The organism is Aquimarina addita (assembly GCF_039539305.1).
Classification (GTDB): domain Bacteria; phylum Bacteroidota; class Bacteroidia; order Flavobacteriales; family Flavobacteriaceae; genus Aquimarina; species Aquimarina addita.
On record NZ_BAABCW010000017.1, the window covers coordinates 35,071 to 56,660 of the forward strand.

Sequence of the window (21,590 nt, forward strand, 5' to 3'; positions counted from 1 at the left end):
AATGTCTAATTAATTGTTTTCAGTTCTGGATATAGCTTTAGTATGTCGATGTGCTTTTGATAAAATAGTTCTGTCGATATAAAATGTGCCAAAGGGAATAAAGCATGCCAGGATAATTTTTAATAGGGTCTTTCCTTTCCAATTGTGTTCGGTAGCGACTCCAATAAACAGAAAAATAAAAAGTAAGAATAATGCACCGTGGACAGGTCCCATAAATTTTACAATCCCAGGTATTTCCATCAGGTATTTTAAGGGTACTCCTATACATAATAAGATGATAAGGGAAATGCCTTCTAGAATTCCTGCAATTCTTAATCTACCTATGGCAGTGCTAAAAAAGTCTTTCATAGTGTATCAATTAAAATGGTCTTATATATGGTCTGTCTGCAAGAGGTGAGAATGGCCAAGGTATTGCAATGAATATGATTAACAATCCTATCGTAAAAAATTTAAACATTGTTCTGAATTTTTCTAAATCAGTTTTTTTCCTCTTTGTTTTAGCGGAGCCAATTGTTATTATTATGATGGCAGTAAGCATCAATAAAATATGTGCCATACCAAAGAATGTAAACTCATTCCATCCTGTGATTCCATTATTGAGAAAATGGCTAACTGTAGGGCTTTGAGTATATAATATTATGCCTATCATTAACTGTATGTGAGAAATGGTGGCTGTCCAATGTCTGATATGATTTATATTTTTAGTAAAAGGTAAATGCATTGCTTTTCCTTTGAATGACACATAGATTGCATATAATAAACTCACTAAAACGAGCCATCGAAAAATAGAATGCAGGGGTAATAAAATAGTATTCATTATAGGGTGATTTTAAGTTTTTTGTTTTTTAAATAGGAATTATTTGAGGAGCTATACGCAAAATCTAAGGAGCTTTCACTAAGTCGAACTTTATGTCTTGTAAAAAAAATGCGAAAGGTTAAAAAGATACGGCAAATAGCAACGGGGCTAAATAAGATTGTAATGGTAATAGCTATGTTAAAAAGTATATTCATAATAGAAGATAAAATGATATATAAAACATACCAATTAGTATGTTTTAGGTTAAAAAAAATTAGTGTAATACAGTCAGATAGTTTTTTAATTCTTTTAGGTAAGATTTATAACAGGATTCACCTAATATTTTACCTAGATTTCGTACGCCACTATAGCTAATTAAGATAAAGGTTGCAACTTGTTCACTATCTATTGTACTGTTTATAGTTTTCTTTTCTTTTGCTTCTTCTAAATAAGTAACAATCATTTTTCTCCATTCTATGAAAAGCTTACGTAGCTCTCTTGCAAATTTTGTGTCTAATGGAGCCATTTCTTCTATCAGATTGACTATAGGGCATCCATATTCAATTTTAAAGAAGGAAGTGTTGTCTAGTAAATCTTTGATCATTCCATAGATTTGAGATTGCGGATCTTTCGTGTTAGTTAGTGGTTTTAGTATTGTTGCATCCGTTGAGTGGTATAAAATTTCCTTTATCATTGCCAATCCCATTTCATCTTTATTTTTAAAATGATAATAAAGTGCACCCTTCGTTACTTGTGTGGTTGCAATGATTTCGTCTATACTGGTAGCTTGATATCCATTTTTATAGATCAAAGCAAATGCCTTGGTTAATATATTCTTTCGTGTAGTATCTGCCTTTGACATTTTTTATATAGATTCTAATAATAACAGTTTTGGATGGTTTAGAATGAATAAATACAATTGTTTTATGCTAAACCATAGCGTATGATTTCTACTATTATGATGATGGTTAATTTTCTTTGATCATTTTAATTAAAAATATGATATGCTTAGTAGTTGTTAAAGTATTTCTCAAGGTCATGTATTGAGCCTCCATTATAAACGTGGTAATAACCTCGTTTTTTAAGAATGTATTTTGCTTTGATGCTTCGTAATCCATGTGAACAATAGGTAATAATATTTTTATCTTTTTCAATGGGAATATCAATAGTTTTGAGGTCACTCATTTTTATATTAACAGAGTTTGGTAATGCACCTCTTTTGTATTCCCAATTAGTGCGAACATCTAATATTATTGAGTTCTCTACTAGTTCTTGGTTTACTTTACTATCTATATTTAAGTTTCTGATGAGCCTGTATGACATATAGCTAACACTTAGAACAATTATAGCAATTAACACAAGATTTCTTGCTTTCATATTAAAAGTTTAGGCAAATATAATCAAAACATACTAATTAGTATGTTTTGGATGTTGATATTTTCATTTATCTTTTGTTAACTAATTCTCTAAACTGTTTTGACAAGTTTAAAATCGCTTGAAACGGCTGCCGGTTTTTCTATTTTACCAGAAGTCTAGGTTGGGATATTTGATTATATGAGAATATGATATCGATAGAAGTGTCTCTGTTGTGAGTAAAATTTGAACTTTATTTTCTATTAAAACTAAAGTTCAAATTTGAGAAACATCAACGATTATTGGGTTTAAGTGGTTATAATTGAATTGTTTATGTGATTTTGTGTAGTTTTGTAAAAAAAAATGAATATGAAAACCTTAAACTGTTTAGTACTTCTATTGCTGGGTTGTAGTAATGCTGATAGTCAAGAACAGGTATCAAATGAAAGGGATGCATGGCTTTGGCCATTTTCTAAAAATTCAATTTGGAATCAACCCATTGGTAGCGATGCAGTTTATACCGAAGTAAATTTTGAAAATGCAAGTAATGTTGGTGTTGATATTCAGCATATCCTGGCTTTAAATTTTGAAGATCCGGAAAGAGCGGTAGTAAATGCAATTTCATTTGAAGAAGATCGATGTGGGGGAACAGATAATCTTGGTTTTACAATTAAAGTGCCCGATACATGGGTCGTTCCTGATGCAGGGGATAGCCCGTATGGTTTAACTCCTAACGATAATTTTGCATTTAGACTCTCTAATTCTGATATTGTTTTTGAAGGAAGTCAAATATCACGATGTATGGAAGCAGGTCCTGTACATCTACCATCATGGATGCAATATCCTGATAATAGAAACTACCAGTCTATTAAAGGTGATGGATTAGCTGGCGGCGGTCAGGGTGCTTCTGGAATGTCTGCTCTGGGAGGAACGATCAGAAAAGGAGAATTAATTAGCGAAATTCCAATTCGACATGCTATTAAAATTAACCCTTGGGCAGCTAAGTATTGTTTTTATAGCGAAGAAATTAAAGGATATAAGTGGCCAGCAAACGATGCAGATAATTACGCCTCTACAGAATACAAGGGTACTAATCAGGAGGTGGTTATGGGGTCATTATTTGCAATACCCCCTCAGGTAACACCGGAGTCTGTTGGATTAATGACTGTAGCTGGAGAAAAACTCTTTTTTGCTATGCAAAATTATGGTGTTTATTTTACCGAAGATGCTGCATGGGATACCTGGGATATTATTGTAGAAAGAGACTCTGAACTCGAATTTGAAGAAGCGTACGGATTTTCGATGAGTAGTATAATATGGAAAGATGAATTGAATAAGCTCATGAAAGCCTTAGCTGTTATTAGTAATAATTCGATTGACCAGATTGGGGGAGGAGGAGCTCCTTTGCAGCCATTGGCGCCAGATTTCCAAGAGCATAGTTTATCCTCAGAAACTTTTGGTAAAAAAGATTTTAAGATGTTTCCAAATCCTCTGAAAAAAGATTTTATAAGCTTTGATACTCAAGTGTCATCTGTTGAAATTTTCACAGTTCAAGGGGTTCTTATGAACAGTTTTACTGATGTACAAGCTGTCCATCTTCAGCTTAGACCAGGAATCTATATAGTAAAAATTTCAAAAGGCACTGAAACTATTGCTAAACAACTAGTGAAGCAATGATAAGATTAAGTATAGATGTTATTTGTCAGTGTATGCATCTGACTAAAGTGATACTATAATTATTTCTGTAAATTATAATACATAACACTACGTGATGAGTGCTTCTAAGAGGTTATTTATTATACAAAGAGCCAATGATGAAATACGAATTAAATACAATTTTTGAGGATATTTCAAAGCTAAAATTTAATAAGGATCGTTATTGTTTTACTAAAACTCAATTATGGCAATGGACACTTTTTGATAAAGAAAATAGTTTCTTAAATAAAACGTAGCATATGCATGCTACACCTGGAGTGCCTACTGAAGGAAGATGTACTGAAATAGATGTAAACCTTGTCATTGAAGGGGATTTTTTACTATTTGATTTTATTGCTCATGAACCCTCTTTTTGTATACGTAAAGTAAATAGTACTATGGATCTAATTACTTTTCTATGTTCTAAAAAAGGTATTTTTAATTTATTTACTACTGTTTTGTTTCCTGTTATTAAGGGGCATTTAAAAGTTTCACAAGATTATATTAAATTAATAGAAGCGCAATATGCTCCAACTCGTCTAGAGTGGAATTTTATAAAAGATATTCAAAATAATATTAGTAAAGAAATACAACGCTATAGTTTTGAAGAACTATCAGATAGCCTAAGAATATGTGTTATCGGGTATAAATAAAAAGGATTATATCAGAAGCAAGCTTATAGGATGATTCATACGCTGAAGGTGATATACCAGATGCTGAATATTACTAATATCGAGGATGTGATAGATGAAATATTGAATTATATTTCAGGGCTTATAGGAAATAAAAAACTATGGATATGGAGCCAAAGACTTTATGAAGGAAAAGGAGTAAAATCTCTACTACAATTAATTTATTTTAAAACATTATCACTATCAAAAGAATTCTAAAGTATGATACCATTTATTTTGATTTGCTATATTATCCATTGTCAGTTTTTCTACAGAAGCATTAATACTGCTGCTAGGGTTAGGTATAGCGATCACCATGAGTAAATCATCACGATGAGGTATGCTAAGAAAATAAGCTTGTAAAAAAATATCATTTTCACTACCGAATAGACTAGTGATTAAAGCTGAAGTATTATCGTACGTGCAAGTAGGATGCTTTAAGACATAACCTTTTGTTTTGGTGTCAAGCAAAGGGAATTCTTCAGCAATATTTATTTTTAATAGAGAGCAGTTTGGATTTGGACTCATCGATTTGATCAAATTTTCTAAATGCTCTTTGATGGGTGCTTTCTTTTGTATGAAAAATAATCGGTCAGGAAAGTAATATTTATCTTCACTCTTTGTGACGTACAGAATACTGTCAATTATTTTAGGGGTAATAGATACTACAGTAGGTATGCCATTAACGGAGCCGTTGACCTCTCCAGAAACATGAGTGAATTGAAGTTGTAGCACATCAGACTTAAAAATTTCTGTATGGTTTATAGACTTTTCTATGTCAATGGATTTTTGATAATCATTTTGGTATTCTGTATTAAAAACAAAAAAAATACTGCCAATGATTATTATTGCCAATACTGGAGTACATGCGGCACATAGTAGTATAATTTTCTTTACTTTTTTAGAAAATATAGTGCTTATCAAACTTGCAATACATCCGATAAGGGAACAAATAAATAGTATAGCCAGAATAACTCCAATAAAAAATGAACCTAAGCCATCAGCACCACCATTAGCATATAGATAAGTATATAATAAAGCTGTACCCGACACTAAGCATATAATACATAGTAAAGGCGTAATTATTTTCATAAGATCAATTTAAAGAGTATAGTATTAAGTAAAAGACAAAATTTTTTAATAGCAAATCAAATATGAATTAAATAATTCTTTTCGAATATTTTTTCATAGACATCTTTGCTAAACATATATAATTGAGCAGGTTTTTTAGAGATGCCAATTTGTTTTTCGTCTAGTGCGATGATATATTTTTTCTTAATTAATTTTCTTCTAAAGTTGCGATTGTCGATTTCTATGCCTAGAATGGACTGGTATAAATCTTGCACCTCATTAATAGTGAATTTATCAGGTAACAGCTCAAAAATTATAGGTTCGTGTAAGCATTTTGTTTTTAAATCTTCGTGTGCTTCTAAGATGATTTTTTCATGATCAAATCCTAAATCGGGTAAATTTCTTATAGGAAACCATTTTGCTTGATACTTGTTTTCTTCTAGAGCTACCTCTTCTGTTTTTAATAAAAAGTAGTAAGCAATGGTGATAGTTCTTAAATTAAATTGTTCGTGCTTAATCCAAATAAGGTCTTTTTCATTCATTAATCGATCAGGATCGCCAAAAGCTTTGAACTGTTTTTTGTATAAATTAGTTAAGCCTGTTAGCTCTTTTAAAACCCGAGTGGCAGCGTCGTCCAGAGTTTCATTTTCACATACGTGATATCCTGTCAATACATAATCATCTACGAGAATATCAGCTTCTGTTTTTGATTCTAAGTAACGCTTTATTAGTAAAACATTAAGTGATTTAGTAAGGGTGTCGTATCCAAAAACAACACAGTCTACCGATATGTTAGAGATTTTTTTGAGTTTCATAAACCAGTTTAGTCTGCAAAGTTAATTAATTACATTTTATTATAATTAATTAATAAACGTCATTAATACATTATATATGTGTTGATAATAGTCGTTTAAATAATGATAATTAAGTAATTATTTATTAAAAATTGAGACATATATTTATATTTTATGTTTAAAAAATGACGATTAATTAAATTTTATTATATATTTGATTAACAAACGTCATAAATACGTTTAATATTTATAATTAAATACTCAAAAATATGAAACCACTATCACACTGGTTGAGTCAAAAAAAATCTATACTAAATAGAAATTCCATTATAGCCTGGAATGCTCAAAGTTTTTTTGTTAAAAAATGTTTCATGGGCTTTTTTATATCGATCCTTACAGGGATGCCGATACTTTATGCTCAAGATGAGAAAACAGAACGCTCTGAAGTGGATAGAGCTATAAAAGATGACTACAAAATGTTTAATGCTGGTGGTCACCTTAAAAACATGCATATATGGCATGGATTCGTAGTGCATCAAGGCGCTATGTTTGCAACAAACCTTGAATTTAATACCAGGAATAAAAAATTTACTTTTGGAGTCTGGGGTGGTGGTAGTTTTACCAGTAATGATGTCTATAATCCAGAAGCTGATGCTTATATTAGTGCTGCTTATAAGGAATTTTCAATTTACACTGTATACAGATTTTCGGATACATTCTTTATAGAGGCTGTCACACATAATAATTATACAGGTGTAGAAGAGCGAGGGGATACTTTAGCCTATTGGAGCTATGACAAAAGACAAGGATATAATTTTGTAGATATTAATTTTGGATATAAAATTCATCCTAGTACATTGTTGTATTTTGCTACCATTATAGGTGGTGGTTCTGGAGATTTTGAAGTACAGGAGGATGGATCCTTACAAGACTCATACACACATTATTTTGAAGTCAAAAGTAGCGTCTGGGAACATAAGGGATATAAATTATCTCTTTTTGCAGGAGGCGCCTGGTCATTTATAACTAATAAAACATTTTATACCGAGGGGCAGGGTAATCTAATTAATGTAGGTATGGCTTTAAATAGGGATATCAATATCGGACAGTATAAAATGCCCGTTGAGGTTACTGCAATGTGGAATCCAGAGAAAGAGATTACAGTGTTGTCATTAGACCTGACATTATTTTAATCCTTTAAAACAAGCTAATTAATATTTTTACATATGAAAACAATACACTCAAAAATCGTTTTAAAACTCTTAGTAGTACTCGCAATTTTTTTTAATATAGTAAGTTGCGTAGAACAGTCACAAACATCTGATTCTACTGTTAAGGATACAGAAGAGTCTGGAAAAGCTATTGTAAGTGAAATAGATCTTACAGGAAAAAAGATAGGATATTGTACACCCTCATTAAATGCTCCTTATTATCAAGCATTATTACAGAGTATTCAGACAAATACTGAAAAGAACGGAATGGTTTTCTTATCTGCAGACGGACAGGATGATATCAATAAACAAGTAGCGGCAGTAGAAGATTTAATAACTAAAGGTGTTGACGCTTTACTACTTAATCCTAAAGATCCTGATGCTTTAGTTGGGGTGACTAAGGCTGCAAAAGCGGCTGGTATTCCTGTTTTTATTATAGATAGTTCTATAGATCCTTCAGCAGATTATATTACTACCATCCAGTCAAATAACTTGGCAAATGGAGCATTAGCAGGAGAATGGCTAGCTAAAAAATTTGGAAAGAAAAAGATGAACATTGCTTTATTAAGTGGTAATGCAGGTAATCCTGTTGGGAGAACACGTAAACAAGGTCTATTGCAAGGTATTACTGAAGAGCAACTAAGAACCTTAGGATATATTGATCTGGATATCAAGACTCAAATGTATACAAATTGGTCGTACGCAGGGGGGCAAAAAGCTATGGAAGATATTTTAGTAGCTCATCCGGATATTAATGTGGTGATTACTGAGTCTGACGTTTGCGTATTGGGCGCTATTAAAGCAATTGCACAGGCAGGAAAAACGGATGACATTTTGATAGTTGCCGGAGCAGACGGACAAAAAGAAGCTATTAAGTATATTATGGAAACAGATTTCTATGGGTGTACAGCTATGAATAGTCCTGTGCAGATTGGTAAGAATGCTGTAGAATATGCTATTCAATATATGAATGGTAAGAGAGATTTTTCTAAAACTTCTTTTACAGCGCCATTATTGATCACCAAAGAAAACGCTTCAAAATACTACAACCCTAATGCGATTTTCTAATAAAAGTTTAAAATCATTAGTTAGATAAACATCTTTAAGATATGCAAAATTCAAAAAGTGAATATCGTGTTGAAATGAACGGGATATCAAAAAGTTTTGGTGTTGTTTCCGTCCTTCAGGATGTTGATTTTAAGGTAAAGCAAGGAGAAATTCATGCATTACTAGGTGAAAATGGTGCCGGAAAATCTACATTGATTAAAATTCTTAGTGGTGTTCATCAAAAAGATAGTGGAAAAGTTTTTCTAAATGGAACAGAAATTAATCCTAAAAACACACATGACGGGCAAGTATTGGGCATTAGTGTTGTATATCAAGAATTATCATTGGTAAACGATTTATCTGTCGCAGAAAATATTTATTTACACAAACTAGGTGCCAGTAAATTTTGGATGAACTGGAAAGAACTAATAAAAGATGCTCAGGAATTAATTAATTCTTTAGGTTTTGAAATTGATGCATCAGCAATTGTAAGGGATTTAAGCATTGTTCAAAAGCAGGTAGTAGAAATAGCTAAGGCTTTATCAGAAGATACTAAAGTATTGGTGTTAGATGAGCCAACAACTGTTTTTGACCCTACTGATACTAAAAAATTATTTGATAATCTTTTTAGATTAAAAGAGAAAGGAATAGCTGTTATTTATATTTCACATCATCTGGATGAAATTTTTGAGATAGCTGATTCTATTACAGTCCTTAAAGATGGGACTGATACAGGTAGTATGCCAGTTTCAGGAATAGATAAAGATGGTGTTATTCATTTAATGATTGGAAGAGAATTAAAAGATTTGTATCCTTATCGTGATGCTATCATAGGAGAAGTGCCAATTTTTGAAGTTAAAAACTTAACGGCAAGAGATACTTTAGTGAATGATGTATCATTCAATGTAAGGCAAGGTGAAGTTCTTGGCATTGCAGGTTTAGGAGGAAGTGGGAGAACAGAAACTGCTAAGCTTATTTTTGGTGCTGATAGAAAGAAATCCGGAACCTTATTACTAGATAATATAGAAATTAAAACAAAATCCCCTGTAGATGCTGTCGCTTATGGAGTTGGATTAGTTTCTGAAGATAGAAAAGAAGAAGGAGTGTTTTTGCCACTTTCAATAAGAAAAAATATAAGTGTTACCAATTTTGGAGCCATCGCTGGTAAATTAGGTTTTATCAGTTTAGATAAAGAACATACGAATGTTTCAGGCTTAATAGGTAAACTTAATATAAAAACACCAAGTTCTGAGGTTATTGTTAAAAATCTAAGTGGCGGTAATCAACAAAAAGTAGCTTTGGCGAAATGGTTGAGTATTGATAGTAAAGTTATCATTATTGATGAACCGACACGAGGTGTTGATGTCGGCGCTAAAGTTGAAATATATAATCTTATCAACGAAGCGGCAAAAAAAGGAGTTGCCGTTGTCGTTATTTCTTCAGATATGCCAGAAATTATTGGTATTTCGGATAGAATTGTTGTTATGCATAAAGGAAGTATTTACGGTGAGCTACCAAAAGAAAAATTCTCCGAAGAAAATATTCTACGATATGCTATCGGAGAGGCACTAAAAGAATAGAATAATAGTTCAAAAACAAAACATAATGGCTTTAACACTAAAAGAACAGCTAAGTAGCCCCGGCGGATTGCTTAAGTTTTTAATAAAGTATAATACAATATTCATTTTTATTGTATTGTTAATTTTTTCAGCAACGATCTCTGATGTTTTTTTTACATCAGTTAATCTCTCTAATTTATTAAAACAAGTTTCTGGTATTGGTATTATTAGTATTGGGATGCTCATTGTAATTTTGACCGGTGGTATAGATCTATCCGTAGGATCTATGGTTGCTTTATTAGCTGTAACTTTTGCTATGTTAGTCAATATTGTAGTCTTGCCAGTTGCTATTATACTCACAATCGGTATTGGATTTGCATTAGGTAGTGTAGCGGGATACCTTGTAGCTTTTCAAAAAATGGCACCTTTTATAGCTACCCTTGCATTAATGACAGTAGCAAGAGGGTTAGGTTTTATTTATTCAAAAGGTTCACCTATTACCTTTAAAACTCCGGGAGGAGAATTCATGTCTGATTTTGCTAATAATTCAACATTGGCAATTCCTAATATTGCTATTATATTTTTTATCATTGTTATTCTTGCAGCCGTTATGTTACGTTATAATGTTTTCGGAAGATTAATTATTGCGATAGGCAGTAATGAAGAAGCTTCAAGATTGTCAGGTATTAAAGTAAACAAATATAAATTTTTAGTTTATGCTATTTCTGGGTCATTAGCTGCTATTGCTGCAATTGTGGTTGCATCAAGAACAAATTTGGGATCTCCTAATATGGGCATGGCATGGGAGCTTGATGCTATTGCTGCAGTAGTAATCGGTGGCGCAAGTTTAAATGGAGGAAAGGGGTCGGCAATTAATACATTAATGGGCGTGCTTATTTTAGGTTTAATAGGTAATATTTTAAATCTTTTAAATGTACCCTCTTATCCACAACAAGTTGTAAAAGGCGGAATTATCATTTTTGCTGTACTACTACAGCGTTTCGAAAAATAAAAAAGAGTTAAAAATGACTAGTTGTAAATTAAATACACAGAATCTATATCAGATTTCAAAGCAGGTTGCTGTTCCTCAATATAACAGGAGTTCCATAAAAGCAAGTATTGTACATGTGGGTATTGGTGGTTTTCATAGAGCACATCAAGCCTCTTATATAGATCGTTTATTGCATCAAGAATCTATAACAGATTGGGGTATTTGTGGAGTTGCGTTATTAGATTTTGATATTAAAATATATAATACATTAAAAGAGCAGGATGGTTTATATACTTTAATAATAAAAGAATTAGATGGTTCTTTAACCAAAAGAGTAATTGGTGCTATTGTTGAGTATTTATTTGCACCTAATAATCCTTTAGTAGTTATAGAAAAAATGGCAAGTCCAGAAGTTAGAATTATTACATTAACGATTACAGAAGGAGGTTATAATTATAATGAGGCAACAAGTGATTTTGATGTCAATAACCCATTAATTAAATATGATGTAGAGCATCCACAGGCACCAAAAACAATATTTGGATATCTAACTCAAGCACTAAAATTACGAAAGAAAAGAGGTTTATTAGGATGCACTATACAATCTTGTGATAATATTCAGGGGAATGGGGATGTTACTAAAAAAATGCTTTTAAGTTATGTTCAGTTAGCAGAACCTGAATTAACAGAGTGGATTGAGTCAAATGTTTCTTTTCCCAATAGTATGGTAGATAGAATTACGCCAGCTACATCATCATTAGACATTGCTAATCTAAAAGAGGTATCAGGTATCGAAGATGGGTGGCCGGTAGTTTGTGAATCTTTTGAGCAATGGGTAATCGAAGATAATTTCATTACAGGAAGACCTGCTTGGGAAACGGTAGGAGCACAGTTTGTTGAAGATGTAGCTCCCTACGAAAGAATGAAGTTAAGACTCTTAAACGCAGGGCACTCTGTATTAGGCATTTTGGGAGCGCTAATGGGGTATTCTACGATTGATGAGGCAGCTAATAATAATGCGATCAGTTCATTTTTAAGAATATATATGGATACTGAGGTTAGTCCATTATTGTCTGACCTAAAGGGTGTTAACTTAGAAGGTTATAAGAAATCGTTACTTCAAAGGTTTGGAAACGAATACATAAAAGATCAGATAGATAGAATTTGTTCTGAAAGTTCTGCCAAAATTCCCATATTTATTTTACCTACAGTATATGCACAATTAAAACGACGAAGTAGTATCGCACATGCAGCTTTTCTGATAGCAGCTTGGGCAATATATAGTTTAGGAGAAAATGAAGCAGGTGATAACTTATTGATAAAAGATGGCATGAAGGGGCTTCTATACGAAAAAGCGCTCTTGTCAAAAAAAGACCCAAAAGTATTTTTAGAAATAGCATCTGTATTTGGGAAACTTAAAGAATCGGAAACATTTGTGCAGGTATACACAAAATCATATCAGAACATAGTAAAATATGGTGTAGAAAAAAGTATTTTAACAATGAATAATAAGATGTTAAATAAAATTTAGAATGACAAAAATCACTTGTTTTGGTGAGGTTTTATGGGATATTTTTCCAAATCACAAAAAAATCGGAGGAGCACCTTTAAATGTTGCGATACGATTACAATCTTTAAAGAATAACATTTCATTAATTAGTAGTATAGGAAATGATACTGAAGGTAGAGAAATAATAGAATTTATAAAGGAACAAGGGATCAATGCAGAATGTATCCAGATTAATCAAACATTAAAAACAGGAACGGTGCATGTACTATTGAACCAAAAGGGTTCTGCATCTTATGATATAAAATTCCCAAGAGCATGGGATTATGTACAATTAACAAAAAATGCTATTAAAGTAGTAAAGGATTCAGATGCTTTTATCTTTGGAAGTTTAATTACCAGAAACGATAGTTCACGAGATACACTGTATGCGTTACTAGAATTAGCCAGGTTTAAGATTTTTGATGTCAATCTTAGGGAACCCTACTATACTCCGGAAATATTACATTACTTAATGATTAAAGCTAATTTTATTAAATTTAATGATGAAGAGATTTTTGAAATAGCAAAAATGTTGGATTCTAAGACACAATCTTTAGAGCAAAATATTTTATTCATTGCTAAACAGACAGATACTCAATCAATTTGTGTTACAAAAGGTCGTCACGGAGCCATATTGTATTACAATAAAACATTTTATTACAATAGCGGTTATCAGATCATTGTGGTCGATACTGTAGGAGCAGGAGATTCTTTTTTGGCTTCCTTAATTAATAAATTGTTAAAGGGAGTATCGCCTCAAGAAGCTATCGATTTTGCATGCGCAGTTGGTGCTTTAGTGGCAAGTCGTGAAGGTGCTAATCCACAAATTAGTGAACAGGATGTTAATGAGCTAGTTAACCCTTAATCTGCGTCTTATTATATATAAAATATCGATAGTATTAAATAATATTAATGGATTATTGAATCAATAAAGTCATAATGATAGTAAAATCGAGTTATCTGAAGTTGAGGAACATCAATATGCTATCATTGTTTTCGAAAATTAAGTGTTAATACTATGGAGAATACAAACATGTTCTTAATATTTTAAAAGTACGCCTCCTATAGAAAATCCAGCAGAAGTTCCTACTAATAGACATTGATCTCCTCTACTTATTTCTCCGGACTCTATTGCGTTTATAAGCGTTAATGGAATAGAAGCTGCGATACAATTACCATAGGATGCTAATGTTTTTTTGACTTTTTTGTCTTCTATATCGTATAATTTATTAAAAATACTGAGTCCTAGTTTTGAGGCCTGATGTGGTACAATCACATCAACAGAATAGATGTTGATATCAAGATCCTTAAAAAACCAATCTATAAATACAGGTATTTTCTGGATAGCCATCTTTAGTAAATGTTTTCCATTCATTTTGAAAGAATGTAATTCCTGATGATAAGCATGCTCTTTTATGGGATTTTGATTTCCTCCACCTTCGATAATAGTGTGATAAACGCCTTCACTGTATGTTTGTTGTCCACCTTTAAAATATGTAGATTCTGAAGTTTCATCATAGCTTACAATAACAGCGGCAGCACCATCCCCAAAAAGGGTTAATGTTTCCCAATTATCAGGATTCAGCCCTTTTGAAGCAATTTCTGAACTGATAATCAAAACGTTTTTATACTGTTTCCCATTCAATATGTTGGCAGCATACTCAAATGCTGTTATAAAACTTAAACACGTACTATTAATATCAATCGCTGGTATATGGCATGTATATCCATCTTTCATTTCTGATTTGATAATACTTGCTTGATTAGGAATCGGATAATCAAACGTGCCACTTGCAGAAATAATCATATCAATATCTGCTAAGATCATCTTAGCGTGATCTAGGCTTTGCTCTGCGGCTCTGGCTCCCATATATCCATTAGATTCTGTTGTAGCAATATGTCTGGTGGTTACTCCAGAATGTTCTGAAGACCAACCCAAAGGGATACCGTGCTTTTTTTCAAGCTCTATAGAAGATACAATAGCAGGAAGATATTTTCCTGTGCTTACTATTTTGATAGGTTTACTTGTAATCATTTCTAATTCTTCTTAATTTATCTCCTGTGCTATGTTTTTTTACGGTACTTCTTATAATATCAATATGGGCTATGTCATGATTAGATAGTAATCTATGAATGGCTTGTTTGGCATGTTGATACATACGTTCAGTTCCATTGATGAATAAAGCAATTTGATTGGCAGATCGTTGGATTAATTCATAGTCGGTAATGGAATCATCTGAGATGATAATCGCACGTCTACAAAAATCAGGATATATCGGTATTTCGATTCCATAATTATTTTTAAAAATTAAGATATCATCTGATCTACCTTCTATCTGGTCAATAGCCAAGGTCTTTTGCCCGCAAGTGCAGTTTGTTTTTTCAGTAATAATATCATTAAGGTGGTATCTGACAATGGGTTGAGAAGAACGTAGTAGATCTGTTATTACAGGATAAAATCTTGTGTTAGAATCATCTATATACTCTTTTTCTATAATTAAAAAATCTTCATTAAAATGAAGAGTTCCTTGGTTACAGGTGGTTGCTAAAAACCCTTCAGTACATTGATATACTTGATGAATTATTTGATTAAATGTAGTTTCTAATATTTTTTTGTCTTCGGGATATAATACTTCAGCAACTGAAATTATTTTCTGAGGGTGTATCTTCAGTTTTCCTGTGGAATAAGCAACGGCTAATTCTAACAACATACTGGGTTGTGCAACCAGTATAGTAGGTTGTAATTGATTTAACCTATTCATATGATTATTTATTGGCTCATATAAATCGAAAAACTCAAATCTCAATAATTTTGATTTTACAGAGTCATATAGATTACTATTAGCCCTTAGAAAAAAAGCAACTGTTCGTTTTTTTAGAGAAAAACCGATAACTCGATCCAGAATTGCAGCTACCCAGTGTGCACGTTCACTTTCTGAAGCGATAAACACTCCTTTATTTCCGCTGGTTCCAGAAGATAGCCCTACGGTTAAATGACCAATCATAGGAGAAAAGTCACGGGATTGTTCTGCTTTTATAGCGATGGCAAGTGCTGTTTTTAGTTTTATTTTGTGTGTGTTAATGGTATTAAAGTTTTCCATAAATAAAGCTTTATTCTGGATTGGATATTCTTCTAATGAAGCTTTATTTATTGCATTTTCTTTATAAAAAGAAGAATTTAGTAAGGTAGTTTGAAACCGTTTCCACCTTTTTTCCTGTAATAATGGTAACCTATTGTAATAAATGCGTTTTTGTAAACGCAGTGCCGCGAATTTCCAGAAAATCAAGAATTTAAAGTACATTAAAATTTAGTTCGTTATTAACCATTTCTTTAGTGGTTTCTGAGCAATGAATCGGCATACGGAATATTTCTGGAGGCACTTTGTGAAAACCATTTAGTGAACTTACTATTTTTTTTAATGATTTCCATAAGTGTAAGAATAATTTCACAATAGAATGCAATGTTTAGTTTATATGATATAATTCTTTTACAAAACACCTATGATCAGACGGTATCTGTTTTTGTGTGCCTCTTTGTTAATAATGCCGATAATTATTTTTTTAGAGACTAGTTATTATATCATTAATCCTACTAGTCTCACTGATGATATTGACTCATTATAGATTCGTACCATAAGCCTTACGATACAAGTAGCTATTACTAAAATTTAGTTAATGATGATTTGTTATTTTGGCAATACAACTATTTTTAGAATTCAATACTTCCAACCATATGAAATCTAACTTTTTTTATTCGCTTATTATTTTCTCAATAATTTTTCTTTCTTGTAAAAAAGAAAAGCAGGAACCTGAACTGGCAAAAGCACATCTTTCTATCGAGACGCCAACAGCAAAGAAAATAGCAGAAGAATTAAAAACTCATGGAGATACCAGAGTAGATAATTATTTCTGGATGCGTCTTAGTGATGAGCAAAAAAATAATGAAATTCCTGATCGTCAAACACAAGATGTATTAGATTATCTAAATGCGGAAAATGCATATAAGGATGCTGCGATGAAACATACAGAAAGTTTACAAAAGAAATTGTATACAGAAATCGTTAGCCGGATTAGAAAGGATGACTCCTCAGTACCCTATAATGATAACGGATACTCCTATTATACACGCTTTGAAGAAGGGTTGGACTATGCATTGTATTGTCGCAAACAAATCAAAGATGCTGCAGAAGAAGAGATTATTCTTAATGGACCTGAGATGGCTGAAGAAAAAGCGTTTTTTAGTATTGGAGGGAGGTCCATTAGTATGAATAATGAATTGTTAGGATATGCGATTGATACTGTTTCCAGACGTCGATACACTATCTTTTTTAAGAATTTGAAAACGGGGGAACTATTGCCCGATAAACTGGATAATACCAGTGGGCGTATCGCTTGGGCAAATGACAATAAAACTGTTTTTTATACATCAAAGGATTCAGTTACCTTGAGAGAAGATAAAGTATATAAACATGTTTTGGGAACTGATCAATCAAAAGATGAATTAGTTTTTGACGAAAAAGATGAAACCTTTAGCACCTATGTTTACAAATCTCGATCAGATAAATTTATATTTATAGTGAGCAGTCAAACGTTGTCTTCAGAGTCTCGGTATCTTAATGCGGATACACCAAACGGAGCATGGAAAGTTATTCAACCCAGAGAACGTGATCTGAAATATAGTGTAGCGCACTTAGGAGAATATTTTTATATACGAACTAATAAAGATGCTACTAATTTTAAGCTTGTAAAAACTCCTGTTACTACAACAACAAAAGAAAATTGGGTAGATGTAATACCACATAGAAAAGATGTGCTATTGCAGAGCTTTACTGTTTTTAAAAATTATTTAGCATTAGGTGAAAGAAATAATGGCTTACGTACCATTAGAGTAATGAAATGGAATGGAGAAGATGATCATTATATTGAATTTAATGACCCTGCCTATTTAGCTTATGCAACTACCAATTTGGATTTTGATACCAATATTTTGCGTTACACCTATACTTCTTTGACAACTCCATTCAGTACAATAGATTATAGAATGGATACAAAAGAGCAAACCATATTAAAAGAACAAGAAGTAGTGGATCCTAACTTCTCTAAAGATAATTATATATCAGAACGTACATACGCGACTGCGAGAGATGGAGTTAAGATCCCCATATCATTAGTGTATAAAAAAGATACGCAAATAAGTAGTAAGACACCCCTGTTGTTATATTCATACGGTTCTTATGGAAGCAGTACAGAACCCTATTTTAGCACTACCAGACTTAGTTTGCTGGATCGTGGATTTGTATACGCCATCGCACACATCAGAGGTGGACAAGAAATGGGTAGGTATTGGTATGAAGATGGGAAATTATTGAAAAAGAAGAATACATTTACTGATTTTATAGATGTCGGCCAATTTTTGAATAAAGAAGGATATAGCAGTCCGGAACATATGTATGCTAGGGGTGTAAGTGCTGGTGGTTTGTTGATGGGAGCAGTTGCAAACATGAAGCCAAAATTATGGAATGGAGTGATTGCAGCAGTGCCTTTTGTGGATGTAGTATCTACTATGATGGATGAGACTATACCACTCACAACTTTTGAATTTGATGAATGGGGAAATCCTAAAAATAAAGAATATTACGAATATATGTTATCATATTCTCCTTATGATAATGTAGAAGCTAAAGAATACCCTAACATGCTTATTACCACAGGCTATTGGGATAGTCAGGTGCAATACTGGGAACCTGCTAAATGGACTGCAAAGCTTCGGGAGCTAAAAACTGATGATAATTTGCTTATTCTGGATACCGATATGGAGACGGGTCATGGTGGTGCTTCTGGTCGTTTTGAACGTTATAAGCGAGTAGCATTGGAATATGCTTTTATGTTAGATCTAGAAGGGATAAAGGAATAAATCGAGTCATTGTATACTTATAATGAACCGTCAGTGTGATATAGACTTTTGATTACGATAAATATACTTTTGAGAACGTGGTACTATGAATTCACAAGAAATCAGTTGTTTTAAAGCTTACTAAAATTTAATTCATTGTCAACAAGTTTATGAGTGGTTTCTGAGCAATGCGTGGGTACAATGAGTATTTCTGGATGTGCTTTATGAAAACTATTCAGCGCACTAACTGTTTTTTTAAATGATTTCCATGAATGAAAGAATAACTTTACGATAGGATGAGGTAGCCTATTTTCCTCATAGGATTCTTTTAACCAGCAAGCATCTGCTATTAGAAAGTATTTATTTTTTGTTGTCTCAACCATTACAGCGATTTGACCGGCTGCATGTCCCGGCATATTATAAATATAGACGGATTGATCATGAAATAAATCGTATTTATAATCAAAATGAGATGTAGATATTTTGTCACAGTGATCTTCTATAATAAAGGCTCTTTTTTGTAGATCAGAAGGTAATAAATCCTTTAATACACCTTTAGCAAAGGAGATGTGTTTTGATAATTGTAAGGTGTGTTCTAATGCTTTTTTGGACGTATATATCTGTGCATTAGGAAAATCAGTTAGTCCACCGACATGATCTGCGTGAAAATGGGTAATAATAATATGTTTGATTTCATCTGGTGAGATTCCGTAATTCATCAGTTGATGTTTTACTTCTTTTTCTGGTGTAATGGATACTTTAGTGGCTACTGCATATATTTTATTAGGAAAATGACGGGTTGCTTTATAAAACTTTTGTGTATATCCGGTGTCATACAAAATATATCCTTTTTCAGGATGCTGTATAATTCCCCACAATGCATGGAATTTAATTTTTTGCTTATTGCCACCTCGTATCGCGTGATTTTTTTTAGCAATACAATATCCAGCATAGTTTAAGTATAAATTGGTCTTTTTCATATGCTGGTATACCATTCACAAAATTCATGTATAGCTTCATCGGTCGTTACTTTTGGTGTATACCCCAATAATTTTTTAGCTTTAGAAATATCCATCGTAAATGATTTTGCTAAAATTCCAACCGAGTATACGGTTAGCGTAGGTTCTTTCATTGTTGTTAATTTTGATCTAAGTTCTAATAGATACGCTACAAAATGTGCTAAGGTATATGATACCTTTTTATTGGGAGCTTTTTTATTCAACAGAGTTAGAATTAAACTAATTTTATCCCAAATGCAGACTGGATCACCATTAGTAATATTATACGCTTGATTCATTGCTGCAGGCGATGCATTAAACCCAAGAATGATAGCATCAACTACATTGGCTACAGAGGTAAAGTCTACTACGTTTTTTCCGTTACCAATAATTTTTAATTTATTTTCATCAGAAGCTCTAATTAATCTAGGCATAATTACCGTATCTCCTCTGCCTACAAGTGCTCGGGGGCGTAGAATAATATATGGGATATTTGAATTTTCTAAGCTTATTTCTGCTAATCTTTTTGTTGTCGCATATGCATTAATAAATCTAGAAGGTAATGGATCTGATTCTTTAATATCAAAACGATCAGACGCCGTAAAATATATACTGGGAGTAGAGATGTAAATGATTTTTTTAATATCGTTTTGTTCTGATGCTTTAATAATGTTTTGCTGAACGGTTACATTAGCAGATTCAAATTCTTTATAAGCTCCCCAGGGAGACGACAAGGCAGCCGTATGAACTATATAATCTACATTAGTAACAATTTTTTCTACAAAAGAATACTGGGATAAATCTCCCAGCATATAGGTCACTTTTGGGTGATGAACGGTATGCGTTTCTTTTAATGTTCTACCAGTAGCGATAATCTCTGAAATATACGGCAGATCGATCAGTTTTTCAAGGGTTCTAAATCCTAAAAAACCAGTTGCTCCGGTCACTAATACTTTTATATGTTTCATAAAAATAAGTTGATATCTTTTTCTACTACTTTTAATTCTTTATCCATCTGCATTTGATCAATATAAGGCCTCATAATATCTAGATAGGTAGAGTTATACTCTTTGTGTTCTTCTGGAACCATATTCATAAGCTGTATTTTTAAGGCTTTCTTATCTTGCTGTAAAGCAAGATAAAATAATGGCGCAAGAATTCCCATTTTTAACTGGCTGGGAATCCAGGTTTTTCTAAAAGTAAGCTGAGAGAAAAAGAAATTTTCATTTTTGTGAGTAGGAACTATAATAAATCTATTTGTCATCACTATTCCTTTCTTAGAATGAAATTCTAGATCAATCACATTAGGTTTTGTTAACCTGCCATAGCTATGGGTGATAAAACGTCCCATAATAGATCCTATGATACCTGTTTGTGGAGAAACCTCTGTATATTTTACTTCAACCCCATTTTTAATCGATCTAATCTCAGCAATAGTCTTATTTCTTTTCTTTTGACTGCGAATGATACCATTGTGCAAAAACGAGGTGTGTAGTGGATCAAGAAAATTCTCTAATATATCTTTAGGATCACCAGGAATAGTAGTTTTGTGAGAAAATATTTTTCTGGGAAGCAAATCTTTATGAAAAGGGGTAAACGGCACATTTTCTTGTAGACATATCCATATTAAATGCTCATGCTCATGGATGCTATAGGTTTGTAAAATACTACACTTGCTATTTAACTGTTTTCCCGACCCTGGTAAATCGGATTGAAATCCTTTATTATCAAACTTCCATCCGTGATACCCGCATTGTATCTCACCATCTACAACTTTACCTTCTGATAATGGATATTTTCTATGAGGACAACTATCTTTTTGAGCAACCAATCCATGCGATCCTCTATAGACAACAATTTTTTCTCCCAATAAAAAGAATGATTTAGGATCTTTTTTGATCTCTTTTTGTAAAGCAATTGGATACCAGTATTTTTTCATCAATTATTGAAGGGATTAAGTTT

At 32.5% G+C, this 21,590-nt stretch carries 22 protein-coding genes; 11 read left to right on the forward strand and 11 right to left on the reverse strand.

All coding sequences use genetic code 11. The annotated features are described in order from the left end of the window. Window positions 1–9: 9 nt before the first annotated feature. The 4 genes from ABD816_RS17090 to ABD816_RS17105 form a co-directional block, all read right to left on the reverse strand. Window positions 10–348: a DUF3817 domain-containing protein gene (locus tag ABD816_RS17090; protein ID WP_344929454.1), complete on the reverse strand. Its 339-nt coding sequence runs from the start codon at window positions 346–348 to the stop codon at window positions 10–12. A 10-nt stretch (window positions 349–358) separates the two neighbouring features. Further along, window positions 359–817 carry a hypothetical protein gene (locus ABD816_RS17095; protein WP_344929456.1) on the reverse strand — a complete coding sequence of 153 codons (459 nt, stop codon included), beginning with the start codon at window positions 815–817 and terminating at the stop codon, window positions 359–361. 253 nt (window positions 818–1,070) lie between these two features. Further along, window positions 1,071–1,658 carry a TetR/AcrR family transcriptional regulator gene (locus ABD816_RS17100; RefSeq protein ID WP_344929459.1) on the reverse strand — a complete coding sequence of 196 codons (588 nt, stop codon included), beginning with the start codon at window positions 1,656–1,658 and terminating at the stop codon, window positions 1,071–1,073. Between the two features lie 146 nt (window positions 1,659–1,804). Continuing rightward, the gene (locus tag ABD816_RS17105) at window positions 1,805–2,173 is read right to left on the reverse strand and encodes a rhodanese-like domain-containing protein (protein WP_344929461.1); all 369 of its coding nucleotides are present in this window, start codon (window positions 2,171–2,173) and stop codon (window positions 1,805–1,807) included. A gap of 345 nt (window positions 2,174–2,518) precedes the next feature. On the opposite strand from ABD816_RS17105, the gene ABD816_RS17110 reads away from it, so the two are divergent. From ABD816_RS17110 to ABD816_RS17125, 4 genes are all read left to right on the forward strand, one after another. Further along, a complete protein-coding gene (locus ABD816_RS17110; RefSeq protein WP_344929463.1) occupies window positions 2,519–3,826 on the forward strand; it encodes a T9SS type A sorting domain-containing protein in 1,308 nt (435 codons plus the stop codon). A gap of 137 nt (window positions 3,827–3,963) precedes the next feature. Further along, complete coding sequence (locus tag ABD816_RS17115) at window positions 3,964–4,101, forward strand: hypothetical protein (protein ID WP_344929465.1); 138 nt, start codon at window positions 3,964–3,966, stop codon at window positions 4,099–4,101. Window positions 4,102–4,104: 3 nt separating this feature from the next. After that, complete coding sequence (locus ABD816_RS17120; RefSeq protein ID WP_344929467.1) at window positions 4,105–4,497, forward strand: hypothetical protein; 393 nt, start codon at window positions 4,105–4,107, stop codon at window positions 4,495–4,497. Between the two features lie 30 nt (window positions 4,498–4,527). Next, on the forward strand, window positions 4,528–4,734 hold the full coding sequence (locus ABD816_RS17125) for a hypothetical protein (protein WP_344929469.1): 207 nt from the start codon (window positions 4,528–4,530) through the stop codon (window positions 4,732–4,734). Here the strand turns inward: ABD816_RS17125 and ABD816_RS17130 are convergent. Both ABD816_RS17130 and ABD816_RS17135 read right to left on the reverse strand, forming a co-directional pair. Next, window positions 4,720–5,607, reverse strand: coding sequence for a hypothetical protein (locus tag ABD816_RS17130; RefSeq protein WP_344929471.1), 888 nt, complete (start codon window positions 5,605–5,607; stop codon window positions 4,720–4,722). The two genes, ABD816_RS17125 and ABD816_RS17130, sit on opposite strands and share 15 nt — an antisense overlap. Window positions 5,608–5,663: 56 nt before the next feature. Further along, window positions 5,664–6,401, reverse strand: a complete 738-nt coding sequence (locus ABD816_RS17135) for an NUDIX hydrolase (RefSeq protein ID WP_344929472.1) — start codon at window positions 6,399–6,401, stop codon at window positions 5,664–5,666. A gap of 350 nt (window positions 6,402–6,751) precedes the next feature. Here ABD816_RS17135 and ABD816_RS17140 point away from each other — a divergent pair, with 350 nt between their 5' ends. Genes ABD816_RS17140 through ABD816_RS17165 form a run of 6 tightly spaced genes read left to right on the forward strand, consistent with a single transcriptional unit; the run spans window position 6,752 to window position 13,602 of the window. Beyond that, entirely contained in the window at window positions 6,752–7,573 is an 822-nt protein-coding gene (locus tag ABD816_RS17140) for a hypothetical protein (protein WP_344929473.1), read from the forward strand. Between the two features lie 33 nt (window positions 7,574–7,606). Next, window positions 7,607–8,659 (forward strand): substrate-binding domain-containing protein, encoded by a 1,053-nt coding sequence (locus ABD816_RS17145; protein WP_344929475.1) that lies wholly within the window; start codon window positions 7,607–7,609, stop codon window positions 8,657–8,659. A gap of 41 nt (window positions 8,660–8,700) precedes the next feature. Further along, window positions 8,701–10,218 carry a sugar ABC transporter ATP-binding protein gene (locus tag ABD816_RS17150; protein ID WP_344929477.1) on the forward strand — a complete coding sequence of 506 codons (1,518 nt, stop codon included), beginning with the start codon at window positions 8,701–8,703 and terminating at the stop codon, window positions 10,216–10,218. Window positions 10,219–10,243: 25 nt separating this feature from the next. Then, entirely contained in the window at window positions 10,244–11,209 is a 966-nt protein-coding gene (locus ABD816_RS17155) for an ABC transporter permease (RefSeq protein ID WP_344929479.1), read from the forward strand. Window positions 11,210–11,222: 13 nt separating this feature from the next. Beyond that, on the forward strand, window positions 11,223–12,719 hold the full coding sequence (locus tag ABD816_RS17160) for a mannitol dehydrogenase family protein (protein WP_344929481.1): 1,497 nt from the start codon (window positions 11,223–11,225) through the stop codon (window positions 12,717–12,719). A gap of 1 nt (window position 12,720) precedes the next feature. Beyond that, window positions 12,721–13,602, forward strand: a complete 882-nt coding sequence (locus tag ABD816_RS17165; RefSeq protein WP_344929483.1) for a carbohydrate kinase family protein — start codon at window positions 12,721–12,723, stop codon at window positions 13,600–13,602. Between the two features lie 174 nt (window positions 13,603–13,776). On the opposite strand, the gene ABD816_RS17170 is transcribed toward ABD816_RS17165, so the two are convergent. Both ABD816_RS17170 and ABD816_RS17175 read right to left on the reverse strand, forming a co-directional pair. Beyond that, window positions 13,777–14,772, reverse strand: a complete 996-nt coding sequence (locus ABD816_RS17170; RefSeq protein ID WP_344929485.1) for a 3-oxoacyl-[acyl-carrier-protein] synthase III C-terminal domain-containing protein — start codon at window positions 14,770–14,772, stop codon at window positions 13,777–13,779. Next, a complete protein-coding gene (locus ABD816_RS17175; protein WP_344929486.1) occupies window positions 14,759–16,039 on the reverse strand; it encodes a F390 synthetase-related protein in 1,281 nt (426 codons plus the stop codon). The genes ABD816_RS17170 and ABD816_RS17175 overlap by 14 nt, the downstream gene beginning before the upstream one ends. A gap of 431 nt (window positions 16,040–16,470) precedes the next feature. On the opposite strand from ABD816_RS17175, the gene ABD816_RS17180 reads away from it, so the two are divergent. After that, window positions 16,471–18,651 (forward strand): S9 family peptidase, encoded by a 2,181-nt coding sequence (locus ABD816_RS17180; RefSeq protein WP_344929487.1) that lies wholly within the window; start codon window positions 16,471–16,473, stop codon window positions 18,649–18,651. Between the two features lie 110 nt (window positions 18,652–18,761). Here the strand turns inward: ABD816_RS17180 and ABD816_RS17185 are convergent, their stop codons facing one another. From ABD816_RS17185 to ABD816_RS17195, 3 genes are read right to left on the reverse strand one after another with little or no spacing between them, the layout of a single operon-like run. Further along, window positions 18,762–19,610 (reverse strand): MBL fold metallo-hydrolase, encoded by an 849-nt coding sequence (locus ABD816_RS17185; protein WP_344929490.1) that lies wholly within the window; start codon window positions 19,608–19,610, stop codon window positions 18,762–18,764. Then, entirely contained in the window at window positions 19,607–20,596 is a 990-nt protein-coding gene (locus ABD816_RS17190; RefSeq protein ID WP_344929492.1) for an NAD-dependent epimerase/dehydratase family protein, read from the reverse strand. Before ABD816_RS17190 ends, ABD816_RS17185 begins: the two co-directional genes overlap by 4 nt. Then, a complete protein-coding gene (locus ABD816_RS17195; protein ID WP_344929494.1) occupies window positions 20,593–21,567 on the reverse strand; it encodes a Rieske 2Fe-2S domain-containing protein in 975 nt (324 codons plus the stop codon). Before ABD816_RS17195 ends, ABD816_RS17190 begins: the two co-directional genes overlap by 4 nt. Window positions 21,568–21,590 lie beyond the last annotated feature (23 nt).

Bases quoted from the DNA above. Each gene is read 5' to 3' on its own strand.
- ABD816_RS17090 (WP_344929454.1), bottom strand. From the start codon at position 348: ATGAAAGACTTTTTTAGCACTGCCATAGGTAGATTAAGAATTGCAGGA.
- ABD816_RS17095 (WP_344929456.1), bottom strand. From the start codon at position 817: ATGAATACTATTTTATTACCCCTGCATTCTATTTTTCGATGGCTCGTT.
- ABD816_RS17100 (WP_344929459.1), bottom strand. From the start codon at position 1,658: ATGTCAAAGGCAGATACTACACGAAAGAATATATTAACCAAGGCATTT.
- ABD816_RS17105 (WP_344929461.1), bottom strand. From the start codon at position 2,173: ATGAAAGCAAGAAATCTTGTGTTAATTGCTATAATTGTTCTAAGTGTT.
- ABD816_RS17110 (WP_344929463.1), top strand. From the start codon at position 2,519: ATGAAAACCTTAAACTGTTTAGTACTTCTATTGCTGGGTTGTAGTAAT.
- ABD816_RS17115 (WP_344929465.1), top strand. From the start codon at position 3,964: ATGAAATACGAATTAAATACAATTTTTGAGGATATTTCAAAGCTAAAA.
- ABD816_RS17120 (WP_344929467.1), top strand. From the start codon at position 4,105: ATGCATGCTACACCTGGAGTGCCTACTGAAGGAAGATGTACTGAAATA.
- ABD816_RS17125 (WP_344929469.1), top strand. From the start codon at position 4,528: ATGATTCATACGCTGAAGGTGATATACCAGATGCTGAATATTACTAAT.
- ABD816_RS17130 (WP_344929471.1), bottom strand. From the start codon at position 5,607: ATGAAAATAATTACGCCTTTACTATGTATTATATGCTTAGTGTCGGGT.
- ABD816_RS17135 (WP_344929472.1), bottom strand. From the start codon at position 6,401: ATGAAACTCAAAAAAATCTCTAACATATCGGTAGACTGTGTTGTTTTT.
- ABD816_RS17140 (WP_344929473.1), top strand. From the start codon at position 6,752: ATGGGCTTTTTTATATCGATCCTTACAGGGATGCCGATACTTTATGCT.
- ABD816_RS17145 (WP_344929475.1), top strand. From the start codon at position 7,607: ATGAAAACAATACACTCAAAAATCGTTTTAAAACTCTTAGTAGTACTC.
- ABD816_RS17150 (WP_344929477.1), top strand. From the start codon at position 8,701: ATGCAAAATTCAAAAAGTGAATATCGTGTTGAAATGAACGGGATATCA.
- ABD816_RS17155 (WP_344929479.1), top strand. From the start codon at position 10,244: ATGGCTTTAACACTAAAAGAACAGCTAAGTAGCCCCGGCGGATTGCTT.
- ABD816_RS17160 (WP_344929481.1), top strand. From the start codon at position 11,223: ATGACTAGTTGTAAATTAAATACACAGAATCTATATCAGATTTCAAAG.
- ABD816_RS17165 (WP_344929483.1), top strand. From the start codon at position 12,721: ATGACAAAAATCACTTGTTTTGGTGAGGTTTTATGGGATATTTTTCCA.
- ABD816_RS17170 (WP_344929485.1), bottom strand. From the start codon at position 14,772: ATGATTACAAGTAAACCTATCAAAATAGTAAGCACAGGAAAATATCTT.
- ABD816_RS17175 (WP_344929486.1), bottom strand. From the start codon at position 16,039: ATGTACTTTAAATTCTTGATTTTCTGGAAATTCGCGGCACTGCGTTTA.
- ABD816_RS17180 (WP_344929487.1), top strand. From the start codon at position 16,471: ATGAAATCTAACTTTTTTTATTCGCTTATTATTTTCTCAATAATTTTT.
- ABD816_RS17185 (WP_344929490.1), bottom strand. From the start codon at position 19,610: ATGAAAAAGACCAATTTATACTTAAACTATGCTGGATATTGTATTGCT.
- ABD816_RS17190 (WP_344929492.1), bottom strand. From the start codon at position 20,596: ATGAAACATATAAAAGTATTAGTGACCGGAGCAACTGGTTTTTTAGGA.
- ABD816_RS17195 (WP_344929494.1), bottom strand. From the start codon at position 21,567: ATGAAAAAATACTGGTATCCAATTGCTTTACAAAAAGAGATCAAAAAA.